This window comes from Pseudomonas sp. NDM (assembly GCF_003105095.1).
GTDB classification, from domain to species: domain Bacteria; phylum Pseudomonadota; class Gammaproteobacteria; order Pseudomonadales; family Pseudomonadaceae; genus Aquipseudomonas; species Aquipseudomonas moraviensis_A.
This window is the reverse complement of record NZ_QETJ01000150.1, coordinates 1-11,891: the sequence shown is the minus strand read 5'-3', so window position 1 is coordinate 11,891 and position 11,891 is coordinate 1. Positions and strand designations below refer to the sequence as shown.

Sequence of the window (11,891 nt, the reverse complement as noted above, 5' to 3'; positions counted from 1 at the left end):
ACTGTAGGAGCTGACGAGTGCAACGAGGCTGCGATCTTTGATCTTTAAAGAATCGCCGCATTGCTGCGTTGCGCCTGCTTGAGGTAAATGCCCAGCTCCCGCGCCGGCAGCGGTTTGCTGTAGTGGTAGCCCTGACCTTCGTGGCAACCCTCGGAAATGATGTAGGTTTCCTGCTCGGCGGTCTCCACGCCTTCGGCAATCACCTGCATGCCCAGGCTCTTGCCCAGTTGAATGATCGCGCGAACGATGGTCGCGTCATCGTCGTCATCCAGCAGATCCTGGACGAAGCTCTTGTCGATCTTGATCTTGTCCAGCGGCAGGCTTTTCAGATAGCTGAGGGATGAATAGCCGGTGCCGAAGTCGTCGATCGCAATCAGTGCGCCGGAGCGGCGCAGGCTCAGCAGATGCTGGGCGGCGGTGGTGATGTCTTCCATCAGGCCGGTTTCGGTGACTTCCAGTTCCAGACTGCGCGGCGGCAGCCGGTACATCTGCAGCAGGTTGTTGACCACCCGCGGCAGCTCGGCGTGGTGCAGTTGCACGGTCGACAGGTTGACCGCCATACGCAAATCGACGAACCCCTGATCATGCCACTCGCGCAATTGCTTGCAGGCCTGGTCGAGCACCCACTCGCCGATGGCGATGATCGTGCCGTTCTGTTCCGCCAGCGGAATGAACAGGTCCGGCGGCACCAGGCCGTGTTCGGGGTGCTGCCAGCGAATCAGCGCTTCGACACCCACTACGCGATGATCGCGATAACTGATCTGCGGCTGATAGACCAGGTAGAACTGATCGCGGATCAGCGCGTCACGCAGGTCTTTTTCCAGCTCGCGACGGCGGCGCATCTCGCTGTCGACGCTGGCGATGTAGAACTGATAGCGGTTGCGCGAGCGGGTCTTGGCCAGGGTCATGGTCTGCTCGGCTTTCTGCAACAGCTTCTCGGTGCTGTCGCCGTCCTCCGGGAACAGGGTGATGCCGATGGTCGCGCGCAGGCGGATTTCCTGATCGTCGAGGGCGAAGGGCGCCTCCAGGTCATCGAGAATGCTCTGCGCCAGTTCCGCTGCTTCGTAAGGTTGTTCGATGTCGGCCTGCACCAGGGCGAACTGATCGCCGCCCAGGCGGGCCAGGGCGCCGAGGCGACCGCTGTGGGCGCGCAAGCGATCGGCCAGGGCCAGCAGCAACTGGTCGCCGGTCTGGTAGCTGAATTGTTCGTTGATGCCTTTGAAATCATCCAGGCCGACGCACAACACCGCGACGCGGCGCTGCAACTTGCCTGCATCGACGAGAATCTTGTCCAGCTGCTGCTGCAATTGCTGGCGGTTCGGCAGACCGGTCAGGAAGTCGTACTGGGCCATGCGTAGCAGGCTGTTTTCCGCTTCGTGGCGCAGATGGGTGTTGCGTTCGATGGACTCGAGCAACTGGTTGGCGGTGTTGATCCACAGGCCCAGCTCGTTTTTTTCGTGGCCCTTGAGCTGCGGAATCTTGTGCTCGCTGGGACGATCCGGGTTGATCTCGGTAAGGTGTTCGATGATCCGCGACAGCGGTTTGGTCAGCAGCCAGTGATAGACCAGATACAGCACCAGTCCCATGGCCAGTGCGCGCAGTACGCCGGAAATGAAGATGATCACCGAGCTGACAATGAAACCTTCGCCATAGGTTGCGGTGTCGAGGGTGATGCTCAGGTCGCCGTAGTATTCGCTGTAGGGGCCACGGCCGACCAATTGCGTGGTGAAGGTGCGTTCCTGACCGAGAATCAGGTCTGTCAGCCAACGGCTGCTGGAATGCTGCAATTCGCGGGATTTCTGCGCGAGCATCGCTTCATTGGGGTGACCAATGGAGGCCTGGCGCACGGCGTCGTCCTGGAACAGCCCCTCGATCACCTGCATGCCCATTTCCCGGTCCAGGCTATAGACCGCCTGGGTCGAAGGATCGCGGAACATGTCGAGGATCCGCTCGGCGTCGCCGGCGACGGCCTGACGGGTCTTGTAGGCATCGAAGACAATCTGCGCGCAGCTCAAGACTACGCCTACGATCAATGCCGACAGGAGCACGACCCGGAGCAACTTCACCGACAAGCTGTTCTTGAGTTCCAGCTTCAAAGGGTTATTCCTTGTTCCGTGCGGGTAGCGTCAAGTTGCCATGAGTATTGGCAATCCCGGGTTGGCAGTCAAAGGGACAATCAGGCACGGGAAAATTCGCCGGTATCCTGGCCGCGATGTCGTCATTTGAGTAATAGCTCTGAATTACTGTGTCGGTTGCAGTGGCGCGCAACTTGAGCACCGGGTCAAAGATTTTTTCCTGTCTCTGATGGTAGTCGGCTGTCGGCTGGCAGCAAACGGCCCGAAGCTGTTTTTGCCGTGCGACAAACGCCATGCGCAAGGCATAAAAAAACCCGGCCGAAGCCGGGTTTCCTGTCTGGCGCGCAGCTTAAGCGGTGAAGGTCTTGCCTTCGAACTGCTCGGCCACGAACTTCCAGTTGACCAGGTTCCAGAACGCTTCAACGTACTTCGGACGCAGGTTGCGGTAGTCGATGTAGTAAGCGTGTTCCCAGACGTCGCAGGTCAGCAGCGGGGTGTCGCCGCTGGTCAGCGGGTTGCCGGCGCCGATGGTGCTGGCCAGGGCCAGGGAACCGTCAGCCTTTTTCACCAGCCAGCCCCAGCCGGAACCGAAGGTGCCGATCGAGGTTTTGCTGAATTCTTCCTTGAACTTGTCGAACGAACCGAACGCTGCGTTGATGGCATCTGCCAGTGCGCCGGTTGGCTGACCGCCGGCGTTTGGCGCCAGGCAGTTCCAGTAGAAGGTGTGGTTCCAGACCTGAGCGGCGTTGTTGAAGATACCGCCCGAGGAAGTCTTGACGATCTCTTCCAGGGTCTTGCCTTCAAACTCGGTGCCTGGCACCAGGTTGTTCAGGTTCACGACGTAGGTGTTGTGGTGCTTGTCGTGGTGGAACTCCAGGGTTTCCTTGGAGATGTGCGGCTGCAGGGCATCGTGTGCGTAGGGCAGCGGCGGCAATTCGAAAGCCATGATGATTCTCCTAATCAGGTCTGTTGCGGTGAGCGCAAGGCCGATCACGGGCGGCCGGAAATGCACCGGCGAGTTTTTACTCTTTGCGGCGCAGGGTTCGGATCATAGCACCGGGGTCGCGCCTTAACCACGCAACAACTGTGTGGGATAGAGGTTCCAGAGCCTTCAGCATTAATTCATCCGGCGATGATCAACTGCGCGGCCACGGCGAACATCATCAACGCCACCACCAGATCGAGAATGCGCCAGGTGCTCGGCCGGGCCAGCCACGGTGCCAGCCATGCGGCGCCGAGAGCAAGGGTGAAAAACCACAGCAGCGAGGCGCTCGCCGCGCCGACTACATAAGCGCCGGGCACCGATTGCTGCGCGCCCAGCGAGCCGATCAATAAAACCGTATCCAGATAAACGTGGGGATTGAGCAATGTCACCGCCAACGCGCTGAGCATGACCGCGCGCAGCGAACGCACGGTCTGGTTTTCGCCTTGCTCAAGGCTCTGTTTCGAGCAGGCCCGGCGCAGCGCCTGGCTGCCGTACCAGATCAGAAACGTCGCGCCGCCCCAACGGGCGATCGCCAGCAGGGTCGGGTTCTGCGCCAGGATCGTCGCCAGGCCGAACACCCCGGCCGCCACCAGAATCGCATCACACACCACGCACAATGCCGCCACGGGCAAATGGTGTTCACGGCGCAGGCTCTGCGCCAATACAAACGCGTTCTGCGTGCCGATCGCCATGATCAGGCCGAACGCCACCAACAGGCCGTTTACATAGCTTTGCCACATGGAAAATATCCTTGAAAGAGAGTGCTTGCTGGCTATTCTCCGGCGTGCCGCTGTATAAGAAAAACCAATAGTGCTGATCGCCCATTAGGAACACTGATGTTCGACTATAAATTGCTTTCCGCGCTGGCCGCGGTGGTCGAGCAGGCCGGCTTCGATCGCGCTGCACAGGTTCTCGGCCTGTCGCAGTCGGCGATCTCCCAGCGCATCAAATTGCTCGAGGCGCGCGTCGGCCAGCCGGTGCTGGTACGCGAAACACCGCCATCGCCGACCGAAATCGGCCGGCGCTTGCTCAACCATGTGCAGCAGGTGCGTTTGCTTGAGCGCGACTTGCAATCGGCGGTACCGGCGCTGGACGAAGAAGGCCTGCCGGATCGCCTGCGCATCGCCCTCAACGCCGATAGCCTTGCCACTTGGTGGGCTGGCGCCGTTGGCGATTTCTGCGCCGAGCAGCATTTGTTGCTCGATCTGATCGTCGAAGACCAGACCGTAGGCCTCAAGCGCATGCGTGCCGGTGAAGTGGCCGCATGCCTGTGCGCCAGCGAGCGCCCGGTGGCCGGCGCACGCAGCGTGTTGCTCGGTGCCATGCGCTATCGCGCGCTCGCCAGTCCGGCCTTCATCGCCCGGCATTTTCCCGATGGCGTACGCGCCGAACAGCTGCCACGCACCCCCGCACTGGTGTTCGGCCCGGACGATTTCCTCCAGCATCGCTACCTGGCGCTGTTGGGCGTCGATGGCGCGTTCGAGCACCATTTATGCCCGTCCTCCGAAGGCTTCATTCGCCTGACCGAAGCCGGCCTCGGCTGGGGGCTGGTGCCGGAACTGCAAGTGCGCGAACAGCTGGAGCGCGGCGTGCTGCGCGAATTGCTGCCAGATAAACCGATCGACGTGCCGTTGTACTGGCATCATTGGCGCAACGGCGGCCAGTTGCTGAACCTGCTTACCGAACAACTGCTGCGCGCCTCAAAGCAATGGCTAGTGGCTTGAACGCAGCGGCAAGCGTCAAGCTGCAAGCGGCAAGAACAAGCACCGTTTCAACTTGCAGTTGACAGCTCGAAGCTTGCAGCTGCTTCCCTGGAGTTTTTGATGAAGATTTTGGTTACCGGCGCCAGCGGCTTTATTGGCGGGCGCTTTTCGCGGTTCGCCCTGGAGCAGGGCCTTGAAGTGCGGGTCAACGGTCGCCGGGCCGAGAGCGTCGAGCATCTGGTGCGCCGGGGTGCGGAGTTTGTGCCGGGCGATCTGACCGACGCCGATCTGGTACGCGACCTCTGCCGCGACGTCGAAGCGGTGGTGCATTGCGCCGGTGCCGTCGGCGTGTGGGGGCGTTATCAGGACTTCCATCAGGGCAATGTCCAAGTCACCGAAAACGTTGTCGAAGCCTGCCTCAAGCAGCGCGTGCGGCGGCTAGTGCATCTGTCGTCGCCGTCGATCTATTTTGATGGCCGTGACCATCTCGGCCTGACCGAAGAGCAAGTGCCCAAGCGCTTCAAGCATCCCTACGCCGCGACCAAATATCTGGCCGAGCAAAAAGTCTTCGGCGCACAGGAGTTCGGTCTGGAAACCATCGCCCTGCGCCCGCGTTTCGTCACCGGCGCCGGTGACATGAGCATCTTCCCGCGACTGCTGAAGATGCAGCGCAAGGGCCGTCTGGCGATCATCGGCGACGGTTTGAACAAGGTCGACTTCACCAGCGTGCAGAACCTCAACGAAGTCATGCTCAGCAGCCTCTTGGCGGCTGGCTCGGCGCTGGGCAAGGCCTACAACATCAGCAACGGTACGCCGGTGCCGCTGTGGGACGTGGTCAACTACGTGATGCGGCGGATGGACGTCGATCAGGTGCGCAAATATCGCTCTTACGGTCTGGCCTACAGCGTCGCGGCGCTTAATGAGGGCGCGTGCATGCTCTGGCCCGGACGTCCGGAGCCGACCCTGTCGCGCCTGGGCATGCAAGTCATGAAGAAAAATTTCACCCTGGATATCAGCCGCGCCCGGCATTATCTCGACTACGACCCGAAAGTCAGCCTCTGGGCTGCTCTCGATGAGTTCTGTGCGTGGTGGAAAGCTCAGGACATTCGTTGAAACGATTCGGCCGGGCGGCAATGAACCGCGTTGCGGCTTGAGGGTCAATGCCTGCGGCTGCGGCGGTTATACTTCGCAGCATTTAGCCATCACCGCGTTTGCCAAAGGTTGCCTCAATGTCCATGCGAAACGATGCCCACGACGACGATTTCGATAACGTGCCAAGCCTGCGCGCCGATCCGTTCGATGACGATGACATCGCGCCCGGCCCCCGCACTTCCGTGCATTCGCGCACCGCGCCCGTGGTCAAGGTCAAGACCGCCAGCACCGGGCCGCTGTGGGCGCTGGTCGGCGCGTTGTTTTTCGCCTTCATCGGTCTGGCATGGTGGAGCTTCCAGCAGATTTCGCTGATGGAGCAGCAACTGGTCGCCACCCAGGAAAGCTTTGCGCGCATCAGCGAAGAAGCGGCGGGGCGCCTGCAGGATATTTCCGGCAAGGTCGTCGCCAGCCAGAGCAACGTCAGCAGCGACAGCGAAGCGCTGAAGTTGCAGATCAAACAGCTTGAAGGCAAGTTGCTCGACCAGAGCAAGCAGCAGCAAGGCGTGGCCGGTCAGGCCAGCGAGCTGGACAAGCGTCTGGCGCAGATGACCGCGCAGACCACCGAACAGCAGAACGCCAACACGCAGTTGCAGGCGCAGGTCAAAGCCCTGAGCGCCGAGCTGGCGACCATCAAAAGCACGCCGGCCGATACCAGCAAGGTCGATGCGCAGCTGAAGGCCTTCGACGCCCAGTTCAAAAGCCTCGGCGCCGATATCGCGGCGCTGAAGAAACAGGGCAACCCGAGCGCGGCGATCGATCGTCTGGAGCAGGACATCGTGGTGTTGAAAAGTCAGCAGGACAATCGCCCGGCCGCGCCACAGGGTGGCGGCAATACCGCCGAGTTCGATGCGTTCCGCGCGCAGATGACCCGCAACCTCAACACCTTGCAGGCGCAGATCCAGAACCTGCAGCAACAGATCAATTCCCGCCCGTAAGCGCCGATCGAGGCTGGCGAGCATTGCTTGTCAGCCTCACGGCGCAATGTTCAGAAACGCTCTGAATATCTCGACATGACCGCAAGCCGTCTACGCTCTTGAAACACCAAAAAGAACGAGGGATGCGCTATGGGGTTTTTGCATAAGGTGGCCTGGCTCGGCCTGCTGTTGTTGGCCGGTTTCGGCCAGGCCAGCGCCGCCACCGCCGCCAAGGATGACAGTCAGGCGGCCATCGCCCTGCTGGAAAAAGCCTTGGCCTACTACCACGACAATGGCGACAAGGCGTTCGCCGCATTCAGCCGCCAAGGGGAGTTTGTCGACAAGGATCGCTATGTCTTCGTCCTCGACACCAAGGGCGTCATGCTTGCCAGCGGCGGGCCGTCTTCGGCGCTCATCGGCCGCGATGTCAGCGAAGTGCTCGGGCCGGATCTGCAGAAGGCGTTCAAGGACGCGCTGAAGGTGCCGGAAGGCAACGGCATCCAGCAGGCCGAATACCGCTGGCAGAACTGGGCCGACGGCAAGGTCGAGCGCAAGCATGTGTTCTATCAGCGCGTCGGCCAGCGCATTCTTGCCGTCGGTTACTACTTGCCGCGGGCCTCTGCCGAGCAGGCCAAGGCCTTGCTGGATAAAGCCGCGACGGATCTGGGCAAGGACGAGAAGGGCACGCTGACCGCGATCAACTCGCTCAAGGGTGGTTATCTGCAGGACGATCTGTATGTGTTCGTGGTCGATCTGAACAACCAGCGCTACGTCGCACACGGCACCAACCTGCGCTTGATCAACACCGATTTTGGCAAGGTCAAGGACCCGGAAGGCAAGCCGGTGGGCGAGCCGATTCTGGCGCTGATCGGCAAACAGGATGAAGGCGAATACGAATACCGCTGGAAAAACCCGGTGACCGGCAAGATCGAGGACAAGCATGCCTACCTGAAAAAGGTCGGGCACTTCCTCGTTGCGGTGGGTTACTACAGCCCTTGAGCGAACACCGTTCCTCTGTAGGAGTGAGCCTGCTCGCGATGCGGTGTTTCATACAACAATGATGTCGACAGGCATACCGTCATCGCAAGCAGGCTCACTCCTACAGGGTTTTGCGGTGCTTGTGCTATTTCGCGCCGTGTTCGCGCCCGCGCAGCAGGTTGTTCGGCATGGCAATCGCCGCCGCCAGCCCCAGCAGCGACACTGCCGTGCTGACCCAGAGCAAGTGTCGGAAGGTCACCAGCAGTTCTGCTCGCAAAGCGTTCTGCGCATCTCCCGGCGCGGCGTTCAGGCCATCGAGCAGGACATTGCCAGAATGCCCTTCGCTGATCAGCGAACTGTTCGCCAAGTGGGCGAAGCTGGAGTCGTGCAGCAAGGCGAGCAACAGCGCCGACATCAACGCCACGCCTACCGCACCGCCGAGTGAGCGAAACAGGTTGGTGGTGCTGGTAGCGACGCCGATGTCCCGTTGTTCCACTGAGTTTTGCGTACCGACCAGCGAGGTCGGGAACTGCATGCCGCCGGCAATACCACTTAGCAACATGAACAACCCGCTGAGCAACGTGGCTTGCGGCGGACTGAAGGCCATGCCGAGAATCGAGATCGGCATGAGGATCGCCCCGGTGAGAATCTGCGGTTTGTAGCGTCCGGTAATCGACGTGCGGCGGCCGGCGAAATAGGCGCCGATCGGCAAGCCCATCGCCAGTGGCAGCAAGTGCAACGCGGCGCTGTCGGCGCCGGCGCCGGTGACGCTTTGAAAGCGCAGCGGCATCAGCACGATCAGCGAGATGGCCTGGAAACTGGTGAAGAAAATCGTGCACCAGCACAGCAGGGCATTACGGTTGGCGAACAGGTGCATCGGCAGCAACGGCTCGCGTGCCCGGCGCTCATGCCAGACGAACATCGCCAGGACGATCACGGCGCAGGCGAGCAGGCCGAGCACTTCGCTGCTGCGCCATGAATGGCCCTGGCCGACTTCGGTGATGCCGAGCAGCAACGCAGTCAGACCGATGATCATCAGCACCGTGCCGAGGTAATCGATCACCGGTTTGCGCTGCGGAATCGGCAAGCCGCGCAGGTTGCGCCGCGCCACCCACCACGCGCCGAGGCCCAGCGGCAGGTTGATCAGAAACACCCAGCGCCAGGACAGGTATTCGGTCATGTAGCCGCCGAGCACCGGGCCGGCGACGCTGGCCACGGCGTACATGCTGCTGAAGTAACCCTGATAGCGCCCGCGCTCACGCGGTGGGACGATGTCGCCGATGATCGCCTGACTCACCGAGATCATGCCGCCAGCGCCGATGCCCTGAAGAATGCGCGCCAGCACCAGCTGCTCCATGCTTTGCGCCATGCCGCAGAACAACGAGGCGAGGGTGAACAGGCCCATGCCGAACAGCATCAGTTTGCGTCGCCCGTACAGGTCGCCGAGCTTGCCGTAGATCGGCACCGCGACGGTCATCGCCACCATGTAACCGGAAATCACCCAGGCCAGCAGGCTGACGTCCTTGAACTGCGCGGAGATCGCCGGCATCGACACGGCGACGATAGTCTGGTCCAGCGCACCAAGAAAGATCGCCATCATCAAGGCGACCAGCACGCTGCGAATGGCCGGTTTGGGCGTTTCAGGCTGATTGAGAGTGGTCACGGAAAACCTGCGGGCAGTGATTGACCCGCTCGGAGCAAGGCGAGCGGGTAAGTGCTCGCCAGTGTAAGTCGATAGCAGGCTATTCGATAGCCTCGTACGGGAGCCCGACGTAATTTTCTGCAATGGTTTTCTGCCCGGCTTCCGAGCTGACGAAGTAGTCCAGTTCCGAAGCGCTGATGCGCTGGCTGAATTCATCGTGCTCGTCGAAGCGATGCAGCATCGACGTCATCCACCAGGAAAACCGCTCGGCTTTCCACACCCGGCGCAGGCAAATCTCTGAATATTTTTCCAGCAGATCGCTACGGCCTTCTCGATAGACCTTCAGCAGAATATTGAACAGCGTACTGACATCGCTGGCCGCCAGATTCAAGCCTTTGGCACCGGTGGGCGGGACGATGTGCGCGGCGTCGCCGACCAGGAACATCCGGCCGTACTGCATCGGTTCAACGACAAAGCTGCGCAGCGGCGCGATGCTTTTTTCGATCGAAGGGCCGGTAACCAGTTTTTCCGCGAGGGCCACCGGCAGGCGGTTTTTCAACTCATCCCAGAAACGCTGATCGCTCCAGTCATCGACGTTTTCATCCGCTGGCACTTGCAGGTAATAACGCGTGCGGGTGGCCGAACGCATGCTGCACAAGGCGAAGCCGCGCTCGTGACGGGCATAGACCAGTTCCTCGTGAACAGGTGGTGTGTCGGCAAGAATGCCCAGCCAGCCGAACGGATAAACCCGCTCGAAGATCTTCAGGCAATCGGCAGGAATCGACTGCCGCGCGACGCCGTGGAAGCCATCGCAACCGGCGATGTAATCGCAGTCGACGCGCCACGATTCACCGTCCTTTTCGAAGGTGACAAAAGCTTCGTCGCTTTTCATGTCGTGGGGAACGACATTGCTCGCCTGATAAATAGTCGGTGCGCCGGCCTCCCGACGAGCGGCCATCAGGTCGCGGGTGACCTCGGTCTGGCCGTAGACCATTACGGTTTTGCCACCGGTCAACGCGTGCAGGTCGATATGCACCTGACGACCGTCCAGCGCCAGATCGAATCCGCCATGAATCAGGCCCTCGGCATCCATTCGCTGACCGATCCCGGCCTGACGCAGCAGCTCTACCATGCCTTGTTCAAGCACACCGGCACGGATGCGCCCGAGAATGTAATCAGGGGTCTGGCGTTCGAGGATCAGGGTGTCGATGCCAGCGTTGTGCAGCAACTGGCCGAGGAGCAGTCCGGAAGGACCGGCGCCGATAATGGCGACTTGGGTTTTCAGGGTTTTCATTGTTTTTATGACTCGCAAGCTTCACGCAGCAATAGCCGGTGAATGATTTTATGGATCGAGTGCTTGCATTTTTCCCTTGCGGGTCTGTCAATTGAAGGTGAAAACTGAGCCGATACCTGTACATTCTGCCAATCGGTGCGATTATCGCCCATAAACCCGAGGCCTGGATTGAAGTGATGAACAAGCCTGCCCTGCCTTCGATTCCGGTGTTCAAGCTCTATGGTGAAAGCCTGGACTGGCCGACCCCGGACTTGCTGCACTGTGAAACCATTTCCTCGCGCAGTCGCGAACATCAATGGGAAATCAAACCTCACCGCCACGCGGATCTGTGCCAGCTGCTATTCGTTTTCAAAGGTCAGGCAGAGCTTGAAATCGAAGGCCAGCGCACGCAACTCGAGACGCCTGCGATACAGGTGTTGCCACCGTTGTCGGTGCACGGTTTTCGCTTTTCCGAGGACGTCGAGGGCTTCATCGTCACCCTGGCGACGCCCCTGATCAACCATTTGCAGGCGCAACTGGGCGACTCGGTACACGCCCTGGCCCGGGCGGAAAACTACCCGGCCGGCGAGGACGGCGATTACCTCAACAGTCTGTTTGCAGCGTTGCAGGCCGAGTACAACGGCCATCAACCAGCGCGGGAAATGCTCATGCATTCGCTGGTCAGCGTGATCATGGTCTGGGTCAGCCGTCAGGCGATCGTCCGCCACAAGGCCAGTCAGCGCCCACAACGTCAGCGCGAGTACCTCAACGGTTTCATTCAGCTGGTGGAAGAGACTTACCGCCAGCACGTCAAAGTGGAAGACCTCGCCCATCGCCTGGGCATTTCCGTATCGCACCTCAACGGCACCTGCCGTGAACTGGCCGGGCAACCGGCGTTGCAGATCATGCACGAGCGCCAGTTGCTGGAAGCCAAGCGCCTGCTGACCTACACCAGCATGACCATTTACGAGATGTCGGAGTTGTTGGGCTTTTCCGACCCGACCAACTTCACGCGGCTGTTCCGCCGCCGGGTGGGGATTTCGCCAAAGGCATTCCGCGACCGCTTGAAGGCCGAGCAGCAATCCTGAGAACACCGCAACCCCCTGTGGGAGCGAGCCTGCTCGCGAATACGGCCTCTCATTCAGCAACGATGCTGGCTGACACCGCGC

10 protein-coding genes are annotated in these 11,891 nt (G+C 60.7%); 5 read left to right on the top strand and 5 right to left on the bottom strand.

Annotated features, from left to right (window positions below; all coding sequences use genetic code 11):
• Nucleotides 1–44: 44 nt before the first annotated feature.
• The 3 genes from DCO47_RS21950 to DCO47_RS21940 all read right to left on the bottom strand — a co-directional run bounded on the left by DCO47_RS21950 (nt 45) and on the right by DCO47_RS21940 (nt 3,800).
• Nucleotides 45–2,096 carry a bifunctional diguanylate cyclase/phosphodiesterase gene (locus tag DCO47_RS21950; protein ID WP_116658907.1) on the bottom strand — a complete coding sequence of 684 codons (2,052 nt, stop codon included), beginning with the start codon at nt 2,094–2,096 and terminating at the stop codon, nt 45–47.
• 328 nt (nt 2,097–2,424) lie between these two features.
• Nucleotides 2,425–3,021 carry a superoxide dismutase gene (locus DCO47_RS21945; protein ID WP_016773431.1) on the bottom strand — a complete coding sequence of 199 codons (597 nt, stop codon included), beginning with the start codon at nt 3,019–3,021 and terminating at the stop codon, nt 2,425–2,427.
• A gap of 176 nt (nt 3,022–3,197) precedes the next feature.
• Complete coding sequence (locus DCO47_RS21940; protein WP_016773432.1) at nt 3,198–3,800, bottom strand: LysE/ArgO family amino acid transporter; 603 nt, start codon at nt 3,798–3,800, stop codon at nt 3,198–3,200.
• 96 nt (nt 3,801–3,896) lie between these two features.
• On the opposite strand from DCO47_RS21940, the gene DCO47_RS21935 reads away from it, so the two are divergent.
• The 4 genes from DCO47_RS21935 (at nt 3,897) to DCO47_RS21920 (ending at nt 7,828) form a co-directional block, all read left to right on the top strand.
• Complete coding sequence (locus DCO47_RS21935; protein WP_042607343.1) at nt 3,897–4,784, top strand: LysR family transcriptional regulator ArgP; 888 nt, start codon at nt 3,897–3,899, stop codon at nt 4,782–4,784.
• Between the two features lie 99 nt (nt 4,785–4,883).
• Complete coding sequence (locus tag DCO47_RS21930; protein ID WP_116658906.1) at nt 4,884–5,876, top strand: NAD(P)-dependent oxidoreductase; 993 nt, start codon at nt 4,884–4,886, stop codon at nt 5,874–5,876.
• Between the two features lie 116 nt (nt 5,877–5,992).
• A complete protein-coding gene (locus DCO47_RS21925) occupies nt 5,993–6,850 on the top strand; it encodes an ATPase (RefSeq protein WP_065616685.1) in 858 nt (285 codons plus the stop codon).
• Nucleotides 6,851–6,979: 129 nt separating this feature from the next.
• Nucleotides 6,980–7,828 (top strand): cache domain-containing protein, encoded by an 849-nt coding sequence (locus DCO47_RS21920; protein ID WP_042607340.1) that lies wholly within the window; start codon nt 6,980–6,982, stop codon nt 7,826–7,828.
• A gap of 124 nt (nt 7,829–7,952) precedes the next feature.
• Here the strand turns inward: DCO47_RS21920 and DCO47_RS21915 are convergent, their stop codons facing one another.
• Together DCO47_RS21915 and pobA are read right to left on the bottom strand one after the other, a co-directional pair.
• Entirely contained in the window at nt 7,953–9,470 is a 1,518-nt protein-coding gene (locus tag DCO47_RS21915; protein WP_064365066.1) for an MDR family MFS transporter, read from the bottom strand.
• 79 nt (nt 9,471–9,549) lie between these two features.
• The gene (gene pobA / locus DCO47_RS21910) at nt 9,550–10,743 is read right to left on the bottom strand and encodes a 4-hydroxybenzoate 3-monooxygenase (RefSeq protein ID WP_083353470.1); all 1,194 of its coding nucleotides are present in this window, start codon (nt 10,741–10,743) and stop codon (nt 9,550–9,552) included.
• A gap of 176 nt (nt 10,744–10,919) precedes the next feature.
• Here pobA and DCO47_RS21905 point away from each other — a divergent pair, with 176 nt between their 5' ends.
• Nucleotides 10,920–11,810 (top strand): helix-turn-helix domain-containing protein, encoded by an 891-nt coding sequence (locus tag DCO47_RS21905; RefSeq protein ID WP_042607337.1) that lies wholly within the window; start codon nt 10,920–10,922, stop codon nt 11,808–11,810.
• The last annotated feature ends 81 nt before the right edge of the window (nt 11,811–11,891 follow it).